General features: G+C 71.3%; 23 protein-coding genes and 1 tRNA gene. 17 read left to right on the top strand and 7 right to left on the bottom strand.

All coding sequences use genetic code 11. The features are described 5' to 3' along the window. Positions 1-8: 8 nt before the first annotated feature. The 14 genes from rpsE (at position 9) to ligA (ending at position 10642) form a co-directional block, all read left to right on the top strand. Positions 9-602 carry a 30S ribosomal protein S5 gene (gene rpsE / locus BDZ31_RS12420; protein ID WP_183342528.1) on the top strand — a complete coding sequence of 198 codons (594 nt, stop codon included), beginning with the start codon at positions 9-11 and terminating at the stop codon, positions 600-602. Positions 603-607: 5 nt separating this feature from the next. Next, the gene (gene rpmD / locus BDZ31_RS12415; protein ID WP_183342526.1) at positions 608-787 is read left to right on the top strand and encodes a 50S ribosomal protein L30; all 180 of its coding nucleotides are present in this window, start codon (positions 608-610) and stop codon (positions 785-787) included. Continuing rightward, entirely contained in the window at positions 788-1300 is a 513-nt protein-coding gene (gene rplO, locus BDZ31_RS12410) for a 50S ribosomal protein L15 (protein WP_183342524.1), read from the top strand. Between the two features lie 19 nt (positions 1301-1319). After that, positions 1320-2591, top strand: a complete 1272-nt coding sequence (secY, locus tag BDZ31_RS12405) for a preprotein translocase subunit SecY (protein WP_183342522.1) — start codon at positions 1320-1322, stop codon at positions 2589-2591. Positions 2592-2740: 149 nt separating this feature from the next. Continuing rightward, entirely contained in the window at positions 2741-3406 is a 666-nt protein-coding gene (locus BDZ31_RS12400) for an adenylate kinase (protein WP_183343046.1), read from the top strand. Beyond that, complete coding sequence (gene map / locus BDZ31_RS12395) at positions 3403-4176, top strand: type I methionyl aminopeptidase (protein WP_183342520.1); 774 nt, start codon at positions 3403-3405, stop codon at positions 4174-4176. The genes BDZ31_RS12400 and map overlap by 4 nt, the downstream gene beginning before the upstream one ends. A 237-nt stretch (positions 4177-4413) precedes the next feature. After that, positions 4414-4527 (top strand): 50S ribosomal protein L36, encoded by a 114-nt coding sequence (gene rpmJ, locus BDZ31_RS12390; RefSeq protein ID WP_012932843.1) that lies wholly within the window; start codon positions 4414-4416, stop codon positions 4525-4527. 1 nt (position 4528) lies between these two features. Next, on the top strand, positions 4529-4909 hold the full coding sequence (gene rpsM / locus BDZ31_RS12385) for a 30S ribosomal protein S13 (protein WP_183342518.1): 381 nt from the start codon (positions 4529-4531) through the stop codon (positions 4907-4909). Continuing rightward, a complete protein-coding gene (rpsK, locus tag BDZ31_RS12380) occupies positions 4910-5308 on the top strand; it encodes a 30S ribosomal protein S11 (protein WP_012932845.1) in 399 nt (132 codons plus the stop codon). A 192-nt stretch (positions 5309-5500) separates the two neighbouring features. Next, positions 5501-6496, top strand: a complete 996-nt coding sequence (locus tag BDZ31_RS12375) for a DNA-directed RNA polymerase subunit alpha (RefSeq protein WP_183342516.1) — start codon at positions 5501-5503, stop codon at positions 6494-6496. A 24-nt stretch (positions 6497-6520) separates the two neighbouring features. Beyond that, positions 6521-6874, top strand: coding sequence for a 50S ribosomal protein L17 (gene rplQ, locus BDZ31_RS12370; protein WP_183342514.1), 354 nt, complete (start codon positions 6521-6523; stop codon positions 6872-6874). Between the two features lie 80 nt (positions 6875-6954). Further along, the gene (truA, locus tag BDZ31_RS12365) at positions 6955-7740 is read left to right on the top strand and encodes a tRNA pseudouridine(38-40) synthase TruA (protein WP_343075579.1); all 786 of its coding nucleotides are present in this window, start codon (positions 6955-6957) and stop codon (positions 7738-7740) included. Then, entirely contained in the window at positions 7737-8558 is an 822-nt protein-coding gene (surE, locus tag BDZ31_RS12360; RefSeq protein ID WP_246345137.1) for a 5'/3'-nucleotidase SurE, read from the top strand. Before truA ends, surE begins: the two co-directional genes overlap by 4 nt. Beyond that, complete coding sequence (ligA, locus tag BDZ31_RS12355) at positions 8555-10642, top strand: NAD-dependent DNA ligase LigA (protein ID WP_183342510.1); 2088 nt, start codon at positions 8555-8557, stop codon at positions 10640-10642. The genes surE and ligA overlap by 4 nt, the downstream gene beginning before the upstream one ends. A 3-nt stretch (positions 10643-10645) precedes the next feature. Here ligA and BDZ31_RS12350 read toward each other — a convergent pair whose 3' ends face one another. Beyond that, complete coding sequence (locus BDZ31_RS12350; protein ID WP_183342508.1) at positions 10646-11560, bottom strand: LysR family transcriptional regulator; 915 nt, start codon at positions 11558-11560, stop codon at positions 10646-10648. 118 nt (positions 11561-11678) lie between these two features. On the opposite strand from BDZ31_RS12350, the gene BDZ31_RS12345 reads away from it, so the two are divergent. Next, positions 11679-12908: an MFS transporter gene (locus BDZ31_RS12345; protein WP_183342506.1), complete on the top strand. Its 1230-nt coding sequence runs from the start codon at positions 11679-11681 to the stop codon at positions 12906-12908. A gap of 59 nt (positions 12909-12967) precedes the next feature. On the opposite strand, the gene dacB is transcribed toward BDZ31_RS12345, so the two are convergent. Then, positions 12968-14332 (bottom strand): D-alanyl-D-alanine carboxypeptidase/D-alanyl-D-alanine endopeptidase, encoded by a 1365-nt coding sequence (gene dacB, locus BDZ31_RS12340; protein ID WP_183342503.1) that lies wholly within the window; start codon positions 14330-14332, stop codon positions 12968-12970. 78 nt (positions 14333-14410) lie between these two features. Here dacB and BDZ31_RS12335 point away from each other — a divergent pair, with 78 nt between their 5' ends. Further along, the gene (locus tag BDZ31_RS12335) at positions 14411-15697 is read left to right on the top strand and encodes a patatin-like phospholipase family protein (protein WP_183342502.1); all 1287 of its coding nucleotides are present in this window, start codon (positions 14411-14413) and stop codon (positions 15695-15697) included. A gap of 3 nt (positions 15698-15700) precedes the next feature. On the opposite strand, the gene BDZ31_RS12330 is transcribed toward BDZ31_RS12335, so the two are convergent. The 5 genes from BDZ31_RS12330 to BDZ31_RS12310 form a co-directional block, all read right to left on the bottom strand. Beyond that, entirely contained in the window at positions 15701-16807 is a 1107-nt protein-coding gene (locus tag BDZ31_RS12330; RefSeq protein ID WP_183342500.1) for a pyridoxal phosphate-dependent aminotransferase, read from the bottom strand. A 49-nt stretch (positions 16808-16856) separates the two neighbouring features. Continuing rightward, positions 16857-17336 carry a hypothetical protein gene (locus BDZ31_RS12325; RefSeq protein ID WP_183342498.1) on the bottom strand — a complete coding sequence of 160 codons (480 nt, stop codon included), beginning with the start codon at positions 17334-17336 and terminating at the stop codon, positions 16857-16859. A 29-nt stretch (positions 17337-17365) separates the two neighbouring features. Further along, positions 17366-19195: an AMP-dependent synthetase/ligase gene (locus BDZ31_RS12320; RefSeq protein WP_183342496.1), complete on the bottom strand. Its 1830-nt coding sequence runs from the start codon at positions 19193-19195 to the stop codon at positions 17366-17368. 181 nt (positions 19196-19376) lie between these two features. Further along, positions 19377-19565 (bottom strand): hypothetical protein, encoded by a 189-nt coding sequence (locus BDZ31_RS12315; RefSeq protein WP_183342494.1) that lies wholly within the window; start codon positions 19563-19565, stop codon positions 19377-19379. Positions 19566-19661: 96 nt separating this feature from the next. Continuing rightward, positions 19662-20435 carry a Nif3-like dinuclear metal center hexameric protein gene (locus BDZ31_RS12310; RefSeq protein WP_183342492.1) on the bottom strand — a complete coding sequence of 258 codons (774 nt, stop codon included), beginning with the start codon at positions 20433-20435 and terminating at the stop codon, positions 19662-19664. Between the two features lie 116 nt (positions 20436-20551). On the opposite strand from BDZ31_RS12310, the gene BDZ31_RS12305 reads away from it, so the two are divergent. After that, positions 20552-20625: transfer RNA gene (locus BDZ31_RS12305), tRNA-Pro, on the top strand. Positions 20626-20741: the final 116 nt, after the last annotated feature.

Genomic DNA, 20741 nt, shown 5'->3' with positions numbered 1-20741 from the left:
AGGATCACATGGCCATCGACCGTTCCGTATCAGCTTCCGGACTCGACCTGCAGGAGCGGGTCGTCGAGATCAACCGTGTCGCGAAGGTCGTCAAGGGCGGCCGTCGCTTCTCCTTCACCGCGCTCGTCGTGGTGGGTGACGAGCGCGAGATCGTCGGCGTCGGCTACGGCAAGGCGAACGAGGTCCCGGTCGCGATTCAGAAGGGCGTCGAGCGCGCCAAGAAGAATCTGATCCGGGTCCCGAAGCACGGCTCCACGATCACCCATCCGACGCTCGGCATCTTCGGCTCCGGCCGCGTGCTGCTGAAGCCGGCCTCGCCCGGTACCGGCGTCATCGCCGGCGGCGGCGTGCGCGCCGTGCTGGAGCTCGCCGGCATCCACGACATCCTGTCGAAGAGCCTCGGCACCCAGAACCCGATCAACCTCGTGAAGGCGACGATGGCCGGCCTCGAGTCGCTGCGCCGCCCCGAGGAGGTCGCGGAGCTGCGCGGCCTGTCCGTCAACGCCGTCCTTGGGCTCCAGCCCGGCGGCGACGGCGCCGAGGACCTGACGACCGAGGGCGACGCGGCCGAGGAGGCCGTCGGCGCCGGCGCCGAGGCCTAGCACCAATGAGCACGCTCAAGATCACCCAGGTCAAGTCGCGCAACGGCGCCAACCAGCGCCAGCTCGACACGCTCCGCTCGATCGGCCTTCGCAAGATCGGCCAGACGGTGGAGCAGCAGGACTCCCCGCAGATGCGCGGGATGGTCCACGCAGTTCGTCATCTCGTAAAGGTCGAGGAAGCCTAAATGAGCCCTGTGAAGGAAGAGGCGGAGCGCGAGGAGCGCATCGGCCTCCACAACCTGAGACCCGCTCCGGGTCACCGCAAGCCGCGCAAGCGCGTCGGCCGCGGCGAGGGCTCCGGCACAGGCAAGACCTCCGGCCGCGGCCAGAAGGGCTACGGCTCGCGCTCCGGCGCGAAGGACCGCGCCCGCTTCGAGGGCGGCCAGATGCCGATCCACATGCGGATGCGCAAGCTGCGCGGCCCGCACATGAAGAAGTCGATGCCGTTCGAGCCGTTCCGGACGCACACCCAGCCGGTCAACCTGGCCGACCTGGAGGAGCGCTTCGAGTCCGGCGCCGAGGTCACGCTCGAGGCGCTGCGCGCCAAGGGCCTCGCGACCCGCAAGGGCATCCCGGTGAAGGTGCTCGCCAAGGGCGAGATCACCAAGCCGCTGACGGTGCACGCCAACGCCTTCAGTGCGGCCGCGCGCGAGCGCATCGAGGCCGCCGGCGGTACCGCGCAGCTGCTCGACGCGTAGCGCCTGAGGCCGCCGAACCGTGCTGTCGACGATTCTCAAGGCGTTCACGGTCGGAGAGATCCGCAAGAAGCTGCTGTTCACCGCAGCGCTTCTTGCGCTCTACCGACTGGGCGCTCACATCCCCGCCCCCGGCATCAACTCGGAGGCGGTCGAGCAGATCCAGTCGAACTTCTCCGACGGCGGCATCCTCAACTTCCTCAACATCTTCTCCGGCGGGGGGTTGTCCCGGATCGCGCTGTTCGCGCTCGGGATCATGCCGTACATCACGGCGTCGATCATCCTGCAGCTGCTCACGGTCGTCGTCCCCTCGCTCGAGAGACTCCAGAGAGAGGGCGAGGTCGGTCAGCAGCGGATCACGCAGTACACGCGCTACCTGACCGTCGGCCTCGCCTTCGCGCAGTCCATAGCGTACGTCTTCCTCTTCCGCTCCTTCCAGCAGTCGGCCGGTGCGTCGATCATCGACAACTTCACGCTGGCGAAGGTGATGCTGATCGCGATCTGCCTCACCGCGGGCTGCATGCTCGTCATGTGGATGGGCGAGCTGATCACGCAGCGCGGCATCGGCAACGGCATCTCGCTGATGATCCTCGCGAGCATCGTCGCCGGCCTCCCGCAGGGCATCCGCGCCTGGTGGACGAGCCCGGACCCGGTCTTCAAGGTGATGATGCCGTTCCTCGCGCTCGCGATCATCGCCGCGATCGTCTTCGTCCAGGAGGGGCAGCGGCGGATCCCGGTCCAGTACGCGCGCCGCGTGATCGGCCAGCGGATGACGCAGGGCGGCCAGACCTACCTGCCGCTGCGGGTCAACATGGCCGGCGTCATCCCGGTCATCTTCGCGGCGAGCATCATGGCCTTCCCGCCGACGATCGGCCAGCTGATCAACCGACCATGGGCGACCGACCTGGCGAACTTCTTCTCGCCGTCGGGCTGGGCCTACCTCGTCGGCGAGGCGCTCTTCATCATCGTGTTCACCTACATGTACACGGCGATCACGTTCAACCCGGTGGAGCAGGCCGACAACCTGAAACGGTACGGCGGCTTCATCCCCGGGGTGCGACCAGGGCGGCCCACGGCCGAGTTCCTCGACCGCATCCTCGCGCGCCTGACCTTCCCGGGGGCGATCTTCCTCGCCGTCGTCGCGGCCGGGCCGACGATCCTGATCAACCAGACGAACGCCGACTTCTTCTTCGGCGGCACGTCGATCCTGATCGTCATCGGCGTCGCGCTCGACACGATGAAGCAGCTCGAAGCTCAGCTGATGATGCGCAACTACGAGGGCTTCCTGAGATAGGGCTGCGCCTTGCGAGTTCCACGGCGTCGGAGCGGACGACCGCGACGCCGGGGAACTCGCGGGCCGTTCCCGCGCGACGGCGCGGGCAGGCGGGCAACGTGGCAACCATGCGCGCCCGCATCATGTAAGTTCCGCTCCTCGTGCGTGAGCTGAACCTCATCCTCTTCGGCCCTCCGGGGGCCGGCAAGGGCACCCAAGCGGCTCGTCTGCAGGACGACTTCCGCCTGCCCTACGTCGCCACTGGCGACATCCTCCGTGCCGCCGTCAAGGAGGGCACCGAGCTCGGGAGAGCCGCCAAGGCCTACATGGACGCCGGCGATCTCGTGCCCGACGAGCTCGTCATCGACCTGATCGTCGAGCGCATCAGCGCCGACGACTGCCGCGACGGCTTCATCCTCGACGGCTTCCCGCGCAACCGGCCGCAGGCCGACGCGCTCGGCGCCGCCTTCGAGAAGCTCGGCCGCCGCATCACGGCCGTCCTGCTGATCGACGTCCCCGACGAGGACCTCGTCAGACGGATCAGCGGTCGCCGCGTGAGCGCCAAGACCGGGCGGCCCTACCACGTCGAGACCGACCCGCCGAAGCACGAGGGTCGCTGCGACATCGACGGCTCGCGGCTGATCCAGCGCGACGATGACAAGCCTGAAGTGGTCCGCAAGCGGCTCGAGGTCTACCATCGCGAGACCGAGCCGCTGATCTCCTACTACGACGAGAAGGGTCTGCTGCGCCGGGTCGACGGCACGCGCAGCCCGACGGAGGTCCACGACCACATCCGAGCCGTGCTGGCCACGCTGCGGCTCGAAGAAGACCTGTGATCGTCAAGAAGACACCCGAGCAGATCGAGAAGATGGCGGCCGCGGGCGAGATCCTCGTCCGCACGCTCAACCTGATCGAGGGCAAGATCCGCGCCGGCGTCACGACGAAGGAGCTCGACGAGGCGGCGGAGAAGTTCATCCGCTCGCAGGGCGCGACGCCGGCGTTCAAGGGCTACCGCGGCTTCCCCGGCTCGATCTGCGCCTCGCCCAACGACATGGTCGTCCACGGCATCCCGGGCCCCTACAAGCTCGATCGCGGCGACATCATCTCCGTCGACGTCGGCGTCGTCTACGACGGCTGGGTCGCCGACGCCGCCCGCACCTTCCCGGTCGGCTCGATCTCCGCGGTCGCCAGCAAGCTGCTCGACGTGACCGAGGGCTCGCTGTTCGCAGCCGTCCCGCACGTCAGAGCCGGCAACCGCCTCGGCGACGTCTCCAACGCGATCCAGCGGCACGTCGAGGGGGAGGGCCTCTCGATCGTCCGCTCGCTCGTCGGCCATGGCATCGGCCGCGACATGCACGAGGACCCGCAGATCCCCAACTACGGGCCGGCCGGCAAGGGCCCGCTGCTCGAGGAGGGGATGGTGCTGGCGATCGAGCCGATGGTCACGGCCGGCCGCCACCAGGTCCGGATGGCCGACGACCACTGGGCGATCTACTCGCAGGACGGGTCGCTCGCCGCTCACTTCGAGTTCACGATCGCCGTCACGGCTGACGGCCCGCGCGTGCTCACGCCGTGGCACGAGAGCGGCAAGCGAGCCGCGGCCTGAGTTGCGCACGCGCCACGTCCGCTCCGCGCCCGAGTGCGGGAGCGCCATGAAGGTGGTTCCGTCCGGTCGCGCGGGTACGACACGACGCGCGGGCGCGAGCTCCTGCTCTCGGGTTTGGTACCATCCACCGTCGCGCTCGGAACCGCATGGCTTTCGCGCGTGCTTCGTCCTCGACGCGGTAGCGGCGGCCGGCCCGGCAGCCAGAGCCGCATCGACAGGAATCAGCCGAAAGGGAACATGAAGGTACGACCGTCGGTCAAGCCGATGTGCGAGAAGTGCAAGATCATTCGCCGCCACGGCCGTGTGCTGGTCATCTGCTCGAACCCGCGTCACAAGCAGCGGCAGGGCTGAGATGGCTCGTATCGCAGGCATCAACATCCCGCTGAACAAGCGCGTCGAGATCGGTCTGACGTACATCTACGGGATCGGGCGGGCGACTTCGAACGAGCTGCTGGTGAGAGCCGGCATCTCGCCCGACACCTACGTCCGTGACCTGACCGAGGACGAGGTCGGCAAGCTCCGCGACGAGATCGACGCCCTCACCGTCGAGGGCGATCTGCGGCGCGAGCGCTCCCAGAACGTCAAGCGCCTGATGGAGATCGGCTGCTACCGCGGCCTCCGTCACCGCCGCGGCCTGCCGGTGCGCGGTCAGAAGACCAAGACGAACGCGCGCACGCGCAAGGGCCCCAAGCGCATGTCGGTGGCCGGGAAGAAGAAGGCGGGGAAGAAGTAAGTGAGTCCAGCTCCGAAGCGTCCGCAGCGTGGCCGCCGCAGAGTTCGCAAGAACATCCCGGTCGGTCAGGCCCACATCAAGACGAGCTTCAACAATACGATCGTCTCCCTCACCGACCGTGAGGGCAACGTGATCGCGTGGGAGTCCGCCGGTGGCGCCGGCTTCAAGGGCTCCCGCAAGTCGACGCCGTTCGCCGCGCAGGTGACCGCCGACGCCGCAGCCCGCAAGGGCATCGAGCACGGCCTCCAGAAGGTCGAGGTCTTCGTGAAGGGCCCTGGTTCCGGCCGGGAGACCGCCATCCGCTCGCTGCAGGCCGCCGGCCTGGAGGTCACCGGCGTCAAGGACGTCACGCCTCAGGCACACAACGGCTGCCGCCCGCGAAAGCGGCGGCGGGTCTAGAGGAGGGCCGGGGCATGGTCCGCGGGTCGCGCGCCGAGCAGCCGCCAGCGACCCGCGCCGTGTGCTCCACCGGCCCTCGCTCGCAGTAAGCCTTGTTCCGTCGCGGGGTCGCCGTCCGGCCCCTGCGACGCCCGGATGACCGCCCCGCGGCGGGCGGCGCTCACGACACGACGACGTTAGGAACCGACCCCGATGCTTGACTTCCAAGTCCCCCGAATCACCACCGAGACGGTCGAGGAGAACCGCGGCTCCTTCACGATCGAGCCGCTCGATCGTGGGTTCGGCTACACGTTCGGCAACTCCCTGCGCCGTGTGCTCCTCTCCTCGCTCGCCGGCGCCGCGGTCACGAGCGTCCGGATCGAGGGCGTCGCGCATGAGTTCTCGACGATCCCGGGCGTCAAGGAGGACGTGACCGACATCGTCCTCAACCTCAAGGGCATCGTCTGCCGCATGCACTCCGACGCCACGGAGATCGAGGCCCCGCTCGTCGTCACGGGCCCCGGCGACATCACGGCGAAGGACATCGACCTGCCCTCCGGCGTCGAGATCCTCAACCCGGACGCGCACATCGCGACGCTCGAGAAGAAGACGAAGCTCGAGGTCTACCTGACGATCGGCCGCGGCCGCGGCTACCGTCCGGCCGAGGAGAACAAGTCGCCCGACCAGCCGATCGGCGTGATCCCGATCGACTCGATCTTCTCGCCGGTCCGCCGCGTCGCGTACGCCGTCGAGCAGGCGCGCGTCGGCCAGAAGACCGACTTCGACAAGCTGACGCTCGACATCGAGACCGACGGCTCGATCGACCCGCACGCCGCGCTGCGCGAGGCGGCCGAGATCCTGATCTCGCAGCTGGCGATCTTCACCGACGCCGATCGCGTCGTCGAGCTGCGCGACACCGGCGGCCTCGGCGCGCTGGAGCCCGGCCTCGCCGGCGGCGTCGGCGGCCCGGGCGGCGCCGGCGGTCCCGGCGGCCGTCCCGCGAACGCGATGGACGACATCCTCATCGAGGAGCTCGAGCTCGGCGTCCGTTCGTACAACTGCCTCAAGCGCGCCGGCATCCAGACCGTCGGCGACCTCATCTCGAAGACCGAGAACGAGCTCAACGCGATCCCGAACTTCGGCAAGAAGTCGATCGACGAGGTCATCGAGACGCTCGAAGGGCGCGGGCTCCACCTGCGCCAGGACTAAGAACCGGGTACCCTTCTCGATCCCATGCGTCACCAGCGAAACCGCTACCAGCTCAGCCGCTCCTCCGCTCATCGGAAGGCGCTGCTCGCCAACCTCTGCAAGGAGGTCATCGAGCACGAGCGCATCAGAACCACCGAGACGAAGGCGAAGGCTGTCAAGCCGGAGCTGGAGAAGCTCATCACGCTCGCCAAGCGCGGCGACCTGCACGCCCGTCGTCAGGCCCTCTCGGCGCTCGGTCAGGACAAGTACTCCGTGTACAAGCTGTTCGAGGAGATCGCCCCTCGCTACACGGAGCGCCCGGGTGGCTACACCCGCATCCTGAAGCTCGGCCCGCGTCGCTCCGACGCGACCGAAATGGTCTTCCTCGAACTCGTCTGACCCCGCGGCCTGCGGCCTTGGGTCAGATTGGAAGAACTCGCCCCGGGGGCTCGTTCTTCCGTACTTGACAGGGTGACGTGGTGAGCACCGGCCCCCACGTCACGCGACTCGAGCTGGAGTACGACGGTCGCGAGTTCGCCGGCTGGGCCAAGCAGCCCGGCCGGCGCACCGTCCAGCAGGAGCTGGAGCGGGCGCTCGCGATCGTGCTGCGACGGGAGGCCGTGCCGGTCACCGTCGCCGGACGCACCGACACCGGCGTCCACGCCTGGAGCCAGGTCGTCTCCTACGAGGGGCGCCCGGCGGCGCCGCACCAGCTCAACGCGCTGCTGCCCGACGACGTCGCCGTGCTGTCGGCGTGCGCCGCGGCGCCCGGATTCGACGCCCGTCGCGACGCGACCAGCCGCGCCTACTGCTATCGCGTGCTCGCCCGCCGGGCCCGCAGCGCCCACGAGCGCGGCCGCGCCCTGTGGTGGCCTCACCCGATCGACCGCGACGCGCTCGACGCCTGCGCGGCGGCGCTCGTCGGCACGCACGACTTCACTGCCTTCACGCCGACCGAGACGGCCCACGTCCGCTTCGAGCGCGACGTGACGTGGGCGTCGTGGGAGCGCCGGGGCGACCTGCTCGCGTTCCTGATCGAGGCCGACGCCTTCATGCGCAACATGAACCGCGCGCTCGTCGGGACGATGCTGGAGGTCGCGGGCGGCCGGCGCACGGTCGAGGCGTTCCGCGCCCTGCTGGAGGGCGCGCCCCGTTCGCGCGGCGGGACGACCGCTCCGCCGCACGGGCTCTACCTCGCCGGCGTCGGCTACGACGGGCGGCGGGTGCTCGACGGGCCCGGGTCAATACGATGGACGCAGCGATGATGAGAGTCCTGCTGACCAACGACGACGGCATCGAGGCCGAGGGGATCAACGCGCTGCGGCGCGCGCTCGCGGCGCTGGACGAGATCGAGCTGCTGACCGTCGCGCCCGACGGCAACCGCTCGGCGACCGCCCGCTCGATCACGACACGCAGGCCGCTGTGGGTCGAGGAGGTCGACTTCGAGGACGGGACGATCGGGTACGCGACCGACGGCACGCCGGTCGACTGCGTCCGCCTGACCCAGCTCGGGATCGTCGAGGGCTTCAGACCGGACCTGGTCGTCTCGGGCATCAACCACGGGCTCAACATCGGCGACGACGTCACCTACTCGGGCACGGTCGCCGCGGCCTTCGAGGCGCTGCTGCTGGGAATCCCCGGGATCGCCGTGTCGCAGCAGTCGACGGCGCGCGAGACCGACTTCCGCCAGGGCACCGGCTTCGACTTCTCCGCCGTCGCCGCCTTCGCCGCGCGGATCGTCGAGGAGCTCGATTCCGTGCCGCTGGAGCCGGGCATCCTGCTGAACGTGAACGCACCGGGCATGCAGCCGGAGGGCGTCGAGGTGACGCGGCTGGGCAAGCGCTTCTACCGCGATGCGCTCGAGCTGGCCGACGAGGAGCATCCGCGCCGGCGCCTCTTCAGAATCTACGGCGACGCCCACGACCTCGTCGACGACGACGGCACGGACATCGCGGCGGTGGCGAGGGGACGGATCTCGGTCACGCCGATCCACTTCGACCTGACCAGCCACGCCGACATCGAGCCGCTGCGCGGCTTCGACCTCGACCAGCTGATCGACCCGCCCGTACGGGACCCGGAGTGAGCAGCGCGGCCGCCAGAGACCCGGCGGCCCGCGCCGCCGAGCTGCGCAGAGAGCTCGACCACCACGGCTACCGGTACTACGTCCTCGACGACCCGGAGGTCGGCGACGACGTCTACGACGCGCTGCTCGACGAGCTGCGCGCACTCGAGCGCGAGCATCCCGAGCTGGTGACGCCCGACTCGCCGACGCAGCGGGTCGGGGGCGCGCCGGTCTCCAACCTCGAGAAGGTCAGACACCTCCAGCCGATGCTGTCGCTGGCGAACGCGCGCAGCGAGGAGGAGCTGGTCGCGTGGGTGCAGCGGATGCGGGCCCACCTCGCGCGCGAGGGGATCGAGGACCCGAGATTCGACTACGTCGTCGAGCCGAAGGTCGACGGGCTGGCGATCTCGCTGTTGTACAGGGACGGCGTGCTGGTGCGCGGCTCGACGCGCGGCGACGGCCAGATCGGCGAGGACGTGACCCACAACCTGCGCACGATCCCGTCGATCCCCCTGCGCGTCGACGACGCGCCGCCGCTGCTGGAGGTCCGCGGCGAGATCTACATGTCGCTCGCCGACTTCGAGGCGCTCAACGAGCGCCGCGCCGAGCAGGGGCTGTCGACCTTCATGAACCCCCGCAACTCGGCGGCGGGCACGATCCGCCAGCTCGACCCGAGACTGGCCGCCGAGCGGCCGCTGTCGATGTGGTGCTACCAGGTCGGCGTCACCGACGGCCTCGCGTTCTCCAGCCACTGGGAGAGCCTCGAGTGGTTGAGAGCGCGCAGATTCCGCGTCAACCCCGACATCAGACGGCTCGGCAGCGAGCAGGCGGTGCTGAGACGGTGCCACGAGTGGCAGGACCGGCGCGGGGCGCTGCCGTTCGAGATCGACGGCGTCGTCGTCAAGGTCGACGACGTCGAGCTGCAGCGGCGGCTCGGGTCGGTCGGGCGCGACCCCCGCTGGGCGATCGCGTGGAAGTTCCCGCCGACGACCGCCGTGACGAGATTGATCGACGTGATGTGGAACGTCGGCAAGTTCGGCACGCTCCACCCGTTCGCGCAGCTGGAGCCCGTCCACGTCGGCGGCGTCACCGTCAAGCTCGCGACGCTGCACAATGAGGAGGACCTCGCGCGCAAGGACGTGCGGCCGGGCGACGACGTGATCGTGCTGCGCGCCGGCGACGTGATCCCGCAGGTGATCTCCCCGGCGCCGCACGTCGCCGAGCGCAGAGACCGCGCGCCGGTGCCGAGACCGCCGGCCAGGTGCCCGATCTGCGACACGCCGACGGTGAAGGGCGAGGGCGTCTTCACGAAGTGCCCGAACATGGCCTGCCCCGGCCGTCGCTGGCAGCTGCTGCAGAGCTTCGTCTCGCGCGGGGCGATGGACGTCGACGGGATCGGGGAGAAGCAGGTCTCGCAGCTGATGGAGGCCGGGCTCGTGAAGGTGCCGGGCGACTTCTACCGGCTCGACGCCGAGCAGCTGCAGCGGCTCGACCGCTACGGCGAGGTGTCGGCGCGCAAGGCGGTCGAGGCGATCGCGGCGTCGAAGGAGCGGCCGTTCGGGAGAGTCCTGTTCGCGCTCGGGATCGAGGGGGTCGGGGCGGTCACCGGCCGCAACCTCGCCCAGCGCTTCCGCACGATCGACGCGCTGCTGGAGGCGACGGCCGCGCAGATCGCCGACACGCCGGGGATCGGGCCGGTCGTCGGGCAGCTGATCCACGACCAGCTGCAGGACGAGCACATGCGCCGCGTGATCGCCGACCTGCGCGCCGAGGGCGTGCGGATGGAGGAGGAGGGGCCGCCGCCCGGCGACGGGCCGCTGAACGGCCGCACGGTCGTGCTGACGGGGACGCTGCCGAACCTGACGCGCGAGCAGGCGACCGCGCGGATCCTCGCGGCCGGCGGGCGCGTCACCTCGTCGGTGTCGAGAAGAACCGACTTCGTCGTCGCCGGCGACAGCCCCGGCACGAAGCTGGAGAAGGCCGAGCGGCTCGGCGTGCGCGTGCTCGACGAGGAGGGGCTGGAGGCGGCGCTGAGAGGCGAGCTGGCCGAGCCGGGCGACGGCGCGGCGGGCGGCGGCGGCGCGGCGGGCGGGAGTGGCGCGTAGCGCTCAGGGCGGCGGCGCGGTCGCGAGCTCGCGGCCGTTGGCGACGACCCACGCGACGAACGCCTCGGTCGCCGGCGAGCGGTAGCGCGAGCGGTCCCAGGCGAGGCCGAGGAGCCGCTGGGCGCCGCGATCGGCGACCTGCAGGTGGGGCGTCGCCGGCTGGTCGATCTCGGCGCCGGCGGAGTGGGGGAGCGGCAGCAGCGCGACGCCGAGGCCGGCGGCGACCAGCCCGCGCAGCGTGCCGATGTCGTCGCCCTCGAACGCGACCCGGGGCGCGAAGCCGGCGGCGGCGCAGAGGGCGTCGGTCACGCCCCGCAGGCCGTACTCGGGCTTCATCGCGACGAACGGCTCGTCGGCGACCTCGGCGAGCCGGACCCGCTTGCGCGCGCCGAGCCGGTGGCCGGGCGGCACGGCGAGCCGCAGCGGCTCGTTCGCGAGCGGGTGCCAGCCGATCGACCGGCCCTCCGGCCGCGGGCTGGTGAGGATCGCGTCGACCTCGCCGGCGTGCAGCAGCTCGGTCATCTCCTGCGCGCTGCCCTGGTCGAGCCGCAGCGCCACGTCGGGTCGCTCCGCGCCGAAGCCGCGCAGCAGCGCCGGCACGAGCCAGGTGCCGAGCGTGTGCAGGAAGGCGAGCATCACCGTGCCGCCGCCGCCCTGGCCGGTGGCGGCCGACAGCTCCTCGTCGCCGGCGTCGAGCTCGGCGAGCGCCCGGCGGGCGCGCTCGAGGTAGAGGCGGCCGAAGCGGTTGAGCCTGAGGTTGCGGCCGCTGCGGTCGAACAGCGGCACGCCGACGTGCGCCTGGACGCGCGCGAGCGCGCGCGACAGCGCCGGCTGGCTGACGTGCAGCTCGGCGGCCGCCGCGGTGACGTGCTCGCGCTCGGCGACGGCGACGAACCAGCGCAGCTCCTCGACGGTCATCGGATCACCGGCCAGACGGGGCTTTTTCGCGGAGCCATCTCACATATGCTTGCAGCACATCGGTTCGATCTCAACCATGCATTGGACACATGCGTTGTCCGGTCCTACGGTGTGATCCGTGCCTACGACCGACGCGACCACCGCTCGTCACCGCTCCGGCGAGCCCGGCTTCCGCCGCGTCGCGATCGCGCTGTTCGCGGGCGGCGGCGCCACCTTCGCGCTGCTCTTCTCGCCGCAGGCGCTGCTGCCGCTGCTGTCGGAGCGGTTCGCGGTCACGCCGGCCGCCTCCGCGCTCGTGCTCGCGGTCACGACGGCCGCGCTCGGGCTCGCGCTCGTGCCCGCCGGCTGGGTCGCCGACACCTGGGGCCGCACGCGCGTGATCTCGTCGTCGCTGCTGCTGTCGGCGCTGCTCGGCCTCGCCTGCGCCGCCGCGCCGAGCTTCGAGGCGCTGCTGGCGCTCCGCGCGCTCCAAGGGGTCGCGCTCGCCGGCTTCCCGGCGGTCGCGATGGCCTACCTCGCCGAGGAGGTCCACGGCAAGTCGCTCGGCCTCGCGATCGGCCTGCTGGTCGGCGGCAACGCGATCGGCGGCATGTTCGGGCGACTGCTGAGCGGCGTGCTCGCCGACGGCGGCAGCTGGCGGATCGCCTTCGCCGGCGTCGGCGCGATCGGGCTGGTGTGCGCGCTCACGACCGTCAGGCTCCTGCCGGCCTCGGCCCACTTCCGCTCGCGCCCCTTCGAGCCGCTGCGGCTGGTGCGGGGGATGCGCGTCCACCTGACCGAGCCGGGGCTGCTGCGGCTCGACGCCGTCGGCGCGCTGCTGATGGCGACCTTCGCCGCCGTCTACAACGGCCTCACGTTCCGGCTGGAGGACGCGCCGTACGGCCTCAGCCACGCGGCGGTCGCCGCGATCTTCCTCGTCTACCCGATCGGCTCGTTCAGCTCGGCGTGGGCCGGGCGGCTGGCCGACCGCGTCGGGCGCCGGCCGGTGCTGCCGGCCGCGATCGTGCTCGCCGGCGCCGGGCTGGCGCTGACCGGGGCCCATTCGCTGCCGCTGATCGTGCTCGGCGTCGCGGCGCTGACGGCCGGCTTCTTCGCCGGCCACTCGGTCGCGTCGAGCTGGGTCGGCCGCCGCTCGGGCGGCCTTGGCTCGGCGGCGCAGGCCTCGGCGCTCTACCTGCTCGCCTACTACGCCGGCTCCTCGCTCGGCGGGATCGCCGCCGGCGCGGCGTGGAGCGGCGGCCACTGGGCGGCGGTGATGGTCGTCTGCGGCACGCTGCTGGGAGCGGCGCTGCTGCTGTCGCTGCGGCTGCGCCGCACCCCGCCGCTGGTCGCGCCGGCTACCGCCTGAGGGCCGGCGGCTTCGCGCCCGCGACCGCCTCCCGTCGGCGGTGAGCGCGGGAGGCGACGCTAGCGCGCGACGCGGACCGCTCCGACCCGCCGCGCGTGGGCGGCGGCGCCCGTCGCGGCGCCGCCGGAGCGGTTCTTCTGCGCCTTCGCCTTCGCGTCGGCGCGCGCGGCGCCGGCCGGCCGCTGCCGGGCCAGCATGATCGCGAGCCGGTCCTCGGCCGCCTTCGCGGAGACCGTGTAGACGCTGTTGGCGAGGAAGGCGAACGCGACGACGTGGTTGTTCGCGGTGCGGCAGTAGCCGGCGAGCGCCGAGACGTTGGAGAGCGTGCCGGTCTTCGCCTGGCAGCGGTCCTGCGCCGAGGTGCCGCGCATCCGCTTGGCGAGCGTGCCGGTGCGGCCGGCGACCGGCAGGCTGGCGCGGAAGCCGGGCTCGTCGCGCATCCCGTCGAGCATCAGCACGACCTGGCGCGGCGTCGTCGCGTTGACGCGCGAGAGGCCGGAGCCGTCGGCGATCCGCGGGCTTGCCTTGAAGCGCCGCATCGTCTGGCGCACGACCGCCGCGCCGGCGGCCGTCGAGCCGGCGCGGCCGTGGTGGGCGCCGACGGTCTTCAGCAGCTGCTCGGCGTAGAGGTTGTCCGAGTCGACGTTCGTCAGCCGCGCGAGCGTCGACATCGGCGGCGAGGAGATCGCGGCGAGCTGCTCGGCGCTCTCGGGCGCGGGTCCGCTCGACGCCGCCTTCCCGACGCGCACGCCGGCCCGCTTCAGCGCGGCCGTCAGCTGCTGGGCGGCGAACAGCGCCGGCGCCGTCTGCCGCGCCGAGCCGTCCTCCTTGGCGAGGCCGCGGTTGTAGAGCAGCGCCGAGAGGGCGCCGCCGATCCAGACGTCGTAGCGCCAGCTGGTCGAGGGGCCGCCGCGGCGCAGGTCGAAGCGGCTCTCGTCGCCGTAGACGCGGCCGGTGACGCGCGTGATGCCGGCGTCGGCGATCGCCTGCGCGAGCTCCTCGACGCTCGTGCCGACCCCGTAGGAGCGGTTGATGAAGCTCTGGGAGCCGAAGGTTGGGTCGCCGGTGCCGCGCAGCCACAGGTCGCCGCGCCAGGTGCCGTTGTCCAGCAGCCTGCCGCTGCCGAGCACGCTCGTGTCGAGCGTGCCGTCGGCGCCGAAGCGCAGGAGCGCCGTCGAGGTCGTGTAGAGCTTCTCGACGGAGGCCGGTATCCGCGGCGTGTCGGCGCGCACGGAGGCGAGCACGCGGCCGGTGGTGGTGTCGAGCACGTAGCCGCCGTTGACGCCGCCGGCGCGGCTCAGCTCACGCGTGACGGCGCGGTCGAGCGGGGCGGCGGAGGCGGTCTGGGCGACGGCGGCCGGCGCAGTCAGCGCGGCCGCGGAGAGGAGCAGGGCAATTCGGCGCACGCTGCTCGGAACAGGCATGCGCGCGAAAAGTCGCGGTCCGGGGGAGATGGCAGTGCGTTTGGCGGTCAAAACGCAGCCGTACACTATTGGGTGACCATGGGCAGAGTCGTCAGATTGGAGCGGTCGGCCGCCGAGCGCGCCGGCCGCGGCGCCGCCACCGGCCCACGCGCCGGCGCGAGAAGAGGCGCGGGCGCCGGTCGCCGCGGCAGCTCGAAGACGGCGCTCGTGCTCGGCGGCGGCGGCTTCACCGGCGCGGTCTACGAGATCGGCGCGCTGCGGGCGCTCGACCTGCTGTCGGTCAACCGCTCGGTGACCGACTTCGACGTCTTCGTCGGCACCAGCGCCGGCTCGTTCGTCGCGGCGATGACGGCGAACGGGATCACGCCCGAGGAGATGATGCGGGTCCTGAACCGGCAGGTGCCGACGCCGTTTCCCGACGTCGACCTGAAGGCGGTCCTCGCGCTCAACGTCCGCGACCTGGCGATCAGCGCGATCGCCTTCCCCTTCAACGCCGCACGGCTGACGCGCCGGCTGATACGGGAGCTGGGCCAGGTGTCGGCGCTCGACGTCGTGCTCGGCCTCGCGGAGGGGATGCCGCCCGGCCTCTACACCGGCAAGGGGATAGAGCAGTACGTGCGCAGCGTGCTGGAGGGCGGCGAGCGCAGCGACGACTTCCGCGCGCTCGAGCACGAGCTCTACCTGACCGCGACCGACCTCGACACGACCGAGCGGGTCGTCTTCGGCAGACCCGGCTTCGACGACGTGCCGATCTCGACCGCCGTGCGCGCGTCGACGGCGCTGCCGATGGTCTACGAGCCGGTGCGGATCGGCGACCGCGAGCTGGTCGACGGCGGGATCGTCTCGACCACCAACCTCGACCTCGCCGTCGAGGCCGGCGCGAGACTGCTGGTCGTCGTCAACCCGCTCGTCCCCTACGTCAACGACCTGAGAGATCCCGACCGCAGGCGGCGCCGCGTCTCGGACATGGGCTTCCCGCAGATCGGCTACCAGACCTTCAAGCTGATGGCCCACGGCCGCCTGCACGAGCTGAAGCGCCAGTGGGAGCAGCGCTACCCGGGCGTCGACATCATCCTGATCGAGCCCGAGCCGACCGACGAGCTGATGTTCCGCACGAGCGTGATGGACTATCGCGCGCGCGTGGAGATCGCCCGCCACGGCTTCCGATCGGTGACGGTGAAGCTGTCGGAGGACTACGACAGGCTGCGCCGGATCGCAGCCAGGCACGGGATCGAGATCTCCGCCACGCGGGTGCGCAAGGTCGTCAAGCACTTCGCGGCCGCGGAGCCGGTCGAGACGGCCCGCTGGCGCTCGATCCTGGAGCAGACGAGAAGCACCCTGCTGCGCCAGTCGGCCGGCGACTGACGGTCAGAGCGAGGTGCGGATCGCCTGCAGCAGGCGGTCGGCATGCTGGGGCGCCTGGACCGTCGCGCGCACGTGCTCCTCGTCGCCGACCTCCTCGCCGGACATGACGATCACGTTGCCGTTGCGCAGCCGCGCGGTCAGCTCGCCGGCGGTGAGGCCTGGGGCGCGCAGCCAGAGCACGTTCGCCTCGGTCGGGGCGGCGTCGACGGGCAGGTCGTGGAGGGCGTCGAGCACGCGCGCCCGCTCGGTCAGGACGACGGCGCGGCGGGCGGCGACCTGCGCGTCGCAGGCGCGGATCGCCTCCAGCGCGCCGGCCTGGACCGGCGTCCCGACGCCGAGCTCCGGCGCCAGCTGGGCGAGCAGCCGCTCCGAGCCCGGGCCGCCGAGGACGTAGCCGCAGCGCAGCCCGGCGAGGCCGTAGACCTTCGAGAAGGTGCGGAAGACGAGCAGGCGCGGATGGTCGTCGAGCAGCGCCAGCGAGCCGGCGGCGGCGCGCTCGTCGGCGACGTAGTCGACGAGCGCCTCGTCGAGCAGCAGCGAGACCTGCTCGGGCAGCGCGTCGAGCAGCTCGCGCAGCCGCTGCGGGGGGATGTACGCGCCGGTCGGGTCGTTCGGGTTGCAGAGCGCGATCGCGCGCGTCTTCTCGGTGACGGCCGCGAGCAGACGCTCGACGTCATGGCCGTGCGGGACCGGGACGGCGCGGGCGCCGGAACGCTGCGCCATCAGCGGGTAGAGGCCGTACGACGGCCACGGGATCAGCAGCTCCTCGCCGGCCTTCAGGAGCGCGCGGGTCGCGGCGGAGAGCAGTTGGGCGGCGCCGTTGCCGACGGCGATCCGCTCCGGCTCGATCCCGACGCGGCGGCCGAGCGCCCGCCGCAGCTCCTCGGCGGTCGGGTCGCCGGCGGCGTTGAGGGCGCCGCGCGCGGCGAAGGTGACCGCGGCGACGACGTCGGGGTGGGGCAGCTCGTGCCAGGTCGTTCTGGAGAGGTCGAGCGGGTCGACGCGGGCGAGCGCCTTGCGCCGCTCCTCTGCCGCCTTCTCCTTCAGCTCCTCGGTGATCTCCTCGTCGGACATCCCCGCGAACTGCTTGTAGTACCCGCGAAGCCCCATCCCCGCCTAATGGTACGCCGCGTACGGTCGGCCGGCGTCGCTCACCGGGTCATATGCCCATGTTGCCCATGCCGGAGAGCTGGGCCCCGCTGAAGCCGAGCAACCAGACGACGAAGACCGGCGCGCCGATCGCGCAGCAGATCATGAAGATGCGGCCGATCACGCCCTGGCGCTGGTCGACTCCGCTCGCGCGCCGCACGAGGATCCACATGTAGTCGAGCCGCTTCAGCGCCATCAGGCCGAGCAGGAGGCCGCCGATCAGCGTGCCGAACGAGGCGACGAGGCCGACGCCGATGTTGTCGGTCAGGTGCTGGAGCCGGCCGCCGACGAACAGGCAGGCGAGCGGCAGCGGGCCCCAGAAGCAGAGGTTGATGAAGATCATCACCGCGAGCAGGAAGCCGGCGAAGAGGCTGTCGGCGCGACGGCGTCTCTCGCCGAGCGTTCTCGGCGGCGCTCTGTACTTCGTCGGTCTCGTCCCGGGCCGTCGGGTGACGAACAGCCCGCCCGTGTCGCTCGGATCGGTGCGCATCTCTCTCGCTTGGAGACTACGCCCTCGCGCTACTCCGCGTAGAGGGCATCGAATTCGGCAGCGTACTTGTCGTTGACGACCGCTCGCTTCACCTTGAGCGTCGGCGTCAGCTCGCCGGTCTCCTGCGCGAGGTCGTGCGGGAGGACGAAGAACCTCTTCACCTGCTCGACCTGGGCGTACCTCTCGTTGGCGCGATCGAGGTCGGCCTGGATCAGCGCCAGCACGCGCGGCTCTCTGGAGAGCGCGGCGACGTCCTCGGGGAGGCCCTGCTGCTGGGCCCACGGGACGACGACCTCGGCGTCGAGCGTGATCAGCATCACGGGGAAGGGGCGGCGGTCGCCGTGCATCACCGCCTGGGAGACCCAGCGCGACCGCTTCATGTCGTTCTCGATGTTCGCGGGCGTGATGTTCTTGCCGCCGGCGGTGATGATGAGGTCCTTCTTGCGCCCGACGATCGTGAGGAAGCCGTCGTCGTCGATCGAGCCGAGGTCGCCGGTGTGCAGCCAGCCGTCGACGATCGCGCCGAAGCTCGCGTCGTCGCGCTTGTGGTAGCCGGCGAAGACGTTCGCGCCCTTGATCAGCACCTCGCCGTCGTCGGCGACTCTCAGCTCGACGCCGGGAAAGGGCTTGCCGACGGTGCCGAACTTGTGCTCCTCCAGCGACTGGAAGGTCGCGGCGGTCGAGGTCTCGGTCATGCCGTAGCCCTCGAAGACCGGCACGCCGCAGGCGAAGAAGAACTCGAGGATCTCCTTCGCGATCGGGGCGGCGCCGGTGACGGCCTGGCGGACGCGGCCGCCGAAGGCGGCGCGGACCTTCGAGTAGAGCTCCTCGTCGGCTCTGGCGAAGGCGGCCTGGAGGTCGGGCGGGACCGGCTCGCCGGCGAGCTGGAGGTGGCGGACCCGGACGCCGAGCTGGGCCGCCTGGCGGATCTCGTCCGGCGGGAAATTGCCCGTGACGAGCGTGTAGATCTTCTCGAAGATCCGCGGGACCGACGGGAGGTTGGTCGGATGGACCTCGTTCAGCTCGACGATGATCTGGAGCGGGTCGTTGGACCAGTACGCGAGCGCCGCGCCGACGTCGAAGGAGAGCAGCTGGACCAGCAGCGCGTAGGAGTGCGCGAGCGGCAGGTAGAGGTAGGTCAGCTCGTCCTCGACGATGCTGTTGCCGTGCTCGGCCATCGTCAGCATCGCGCGGTAGTTGCCGTGCGTGAGGACGCAGCCCTTCGGCGGGCCGGTCGTGCCGGAGGTGTAGATGAAGGTGAAGGGGTCGCCGGGCTTGACCGCCGCGATGCGGGCCTCCAGCTCGGCGCGGTCGCCGCGGGCGCGGGTGCGGGCGCGGCCGCGGGCCCGCAGCTCGGCGAGCGAGATCGCGCTCGAGTCGTTCATCTCCGCCTCGTCGATCCCATCGGGGTCGATCACGACCACGTGCCTGAGGTGGGGGAGGCGGGCGCGGACTGCGCGCACCTTCGCCAGCTCGCCAGCGTTCTCGACGACGACCGCGATCGCGTCGGAGTCGCTCAGCACCCACTCGCACTCCTCCGGCGAGTTGGTCTGGTAGATCGGCACGACGACGGCGCCGATCTGCGCGATGCCGAAATCGGCGTAGGTCCACTCAGGGCGCGTGCGGGAGAGGATCGAGACGCGGTCGCCGGGGGCGACGCCGAGGTCGATCAGGCCTTCGGAGATCTCGTCGGCGATCGCCCCGACCTCGGCGAAGGTCGCGTCCTGCCAGGCGCCGTCGCGCTTGACCTTCACCGCCACGCGGTCGCCGTAGCGGTCCGCGGCGAGGGACAGCAGGTCGGCGATCGTCTCCGAGCCGGTCGACGCGTCGGTCGCGCGCTGGGTGGCGCTGGCCTCCATCACAACCTCCTCCTCGGTGCGGAATGGGAGCAAGCCGATCCTAACCGCGCCTCAGAGGGCGATGTGCGGGTTCCTGGCTATCCGGCCAGGCGGCTGTTCGCGCGCGTGTGAATGGCGCACGCGCGATGCCCGCCTGCGTTCGGGTCGGCGGCGGCGGGCGCGACCGGGATGTCGAGGAGGCCTATCCGGTCGCCAGCGGGGTGGGGGAGGCGGTGACCTGGTACTGCTGCTCCAGGCTCGCCGCGAAGAGGGTTCTGTCGATCCGACCGTTGTAGATGGGGACGCCCATCTCGAGGCACTTCATGATCACGTCGCGCCGGTCGAGGCCGGCCTCACGTGCGAGCTCCGTGGGCGTCAGATGGTTTGCCATCGGTCTCGAGACCTCCCGTGTGGATGCCGTTGAGCGGTTATACCTCCCCCGACGGACGCGCTCAAACCCGCTGGTCCGAGCGTGCGGCGTTGGCGCCTAGACGGGGTTTGGGAGATCGACGAAGTGGTGAGCGACGCCGAACCGCTCGGCGACCAGCTCGCCGATCCGCCGGATCCCGAAGGTCTCGGTCGCGTAGTGGCCGGCGGCGATGAAGTGGATGAAGTTCTCACGCGCCTGCGCCATCACGTGCTCCTTCGGCTCGCCGGTCATGAAGGCGTCGAGCCCGAGGTCGATCGCGGTCGCCAGATCGTTGGCCGCGGAGCCGGAGACGATCCCGAGCCGCCGCACGAAGGCGGGGCCGGCGTCGAAGACGAGCGGATCGCGGTCGGTCAGCGTCGCCACGCGCGCGAACAGCTCGCTGGCGGGGATCCCGTCGCCGCCGTTGTCGTCGAAGTGGGCGATGACGCCGATCGTCCGCCCCTTGTGGTCGAACGCCGGCTCGACCACGTCGGCGCCCAGCCCGGCCGCGATCAGCGCGTTGTTGCCGACCTCCGGATGCGCGTCGAGCGGCAGGTGGTAGCCGGCGAGCGCGACGTCGTTGGCGAGCAGGGTCTTCAGCCGCTTCGCCTGCGCCGCGCCGATCCGCCGCGGCTCGAAGTCCCACAGGATCCCGTGGTGGACGATCACCAGCTGCGCCCCGAGCTCGACCGCGCGCTCGAACAGCTCCAGCTGCCCCGAGACGCCGGTGACGACGGTCGTCACGGTCGGCGAGCCGGGCACCTGCAGCCCGTTGGGCCCCATGTCCGGGAAGCCCCTGACGCCGAGCAGCTCGTCGAGGTAGGCGATGATCTCTTCGGTGCGGGCGGCCATGAGGGGAACGCTAGCCGGTCGGGGCGGGTGGCTGCGCTCGCGGTGGCGTCGGCGGGCCTCGGATCGAGACGCCGCTCCTCGCGCCGCTTGTGGAATACTGACCGGGCACCGTACGTCGGGGCGTGGCGCAGCCTGGTAGCGCGCACCGTTCGGGTCGGTGAGGTCCCGAGTTCAAATCTCGGCGCCCCGATTACACAAAACCCCTGCTAACGAGGGTGTCGCACAAACCCCGGCCTGTGGCCGGGGTTTGTGCTGTCCGGGGGCTTTAAGACGATGCCGTGGTCGGCGTCGTCGGGGAGGTGCTGT

Source organism: Conexibacter arvalis, assembly GCF_014199525.1.
GTDB classification, from domain to species: Bacteria; Actinomycetota; Thermoleophilia; order Solirubrobacterales; family Solirubrobacteraceae; genus Conexibacter; species Conexibacter arvalis.
This window is presented reverse-complemented; position numbering and strand designations above follow the sequence as displayed.

Excerpts from the sequence above, each read along its gene's own strand:
- rpsE (WP_183342528.1), top strand. The coding sequence starts at position 9 with ATGGCCATCGACCGTTCCGTATCAGCTTCCGGACTCGACCTGCAGGAG.
- rpmD (WP_183342526.1), top strand. The coding sequence starts at position 608 with ATGAGCACGCTCAAGATCACCCAGGTCAAGTCGCGCAACGGCGCCAAC.
- rplO (WP_183342524.1), top strand. The coding sequence starts at position 788 with ATGAGCCCTGTGAAGGAAGAGGCGGAGCGCGAGGAGCGCATCGGCCTC.
- rpmJ (WP_012932843.1), top strand. The coding sequence starts at position 4,414 with ATGAAGGTACGACCGTCGGTCAAGCCGATGTGCGAGAAGTGCAAGATC.
- rpsM (WP_183342518.1), top strand. The coding sequence starts at position 4,529 with ATGGCTCGTATCGCAGGCATCAACATCCCGCTGAACAAGCGCGTCGAG.
- BDZ31_RS12375 (WP_183342516.1), top strand. The coding sequence starts at position 5,501 with ATGCTTGACTTCCAAGTCCCCCGAATCACCACCGAGACGGTCGAGGAG.
- rplQ (WP_183342514.1), top strand. The coding sequence starts at position 6,521 with ATGCGTCACCAGCGAAACCGCTACCAGCTCAGCCGCTCCTCCGCTCAT.
- surE (WP_246345137.1), top strand. The coding sequence starts at position 7,737 with ATGATGAGAGTCCTGCTGACCAACGACGACGGCATCGAGGCCGAGGGG.
- BDZ31_RS12350 (WP_183342508.1), bottom strand. The coding sequence starts at position 11,560 with ATGACCGTCGAGGAGCTGCGCTGGTTCGTCGCCGTCGCCGAGCGCGAG.
- dacB (WP_183342503.1), bottom strand. The coding sequence starts at position 14,332 with ATGCCTGTTCCGAGCAGCGTGCGCCGAATTGCCCTGCTCCTCTCCGCG.
- BDZ31_RS12335 (WP_183342502.1), top strand. The coding sequence starts at position 14,411 with ATGGGCAGAGTCGTCAGATTGGAGCGGTCGGCCGCCGAGCGCGCCGGC.
- BDZ31_RS12330 (WP_183342500.1), bottom strand. The coding sequence starts at position 16,807 with ATGGGGCTTCGCGGGTACTACAAGCAGTTCGCGGGGATGTCCGACGAG.
- BDZ31_RS12325 (WP_183342498.1), bottom strand. The coding sequence starts at position 17,336 with ATGCGCACCGATCCGAGCGACACGGGCGGGCTGTTCGTCACCCGACGG.
- BDZ31_RS12320 (WP_183342496.1), bottom strand. The coding sequence starts at position 19,195 with ATGGAGGCCAGCGCCACCCAGCGCGCGACCGACGCGTCGACCGGCTCG.
- BDZ31_RS12315 (WP_183342494.1), bottom strand. The coding sequence starts at position 19,565 with ATGGCAAACCATCTGACGCCCACGGAGCTCGCACGTGAGGCCGGCCTC.
- BDZ31_RS12310 (WP_183342492.1), bottom strand. The coding sequence starts at position 20,435 with ATGGCCGCCCGCACCGAAGAGATCATCGCCTACCTCGACGAGCTGCTC.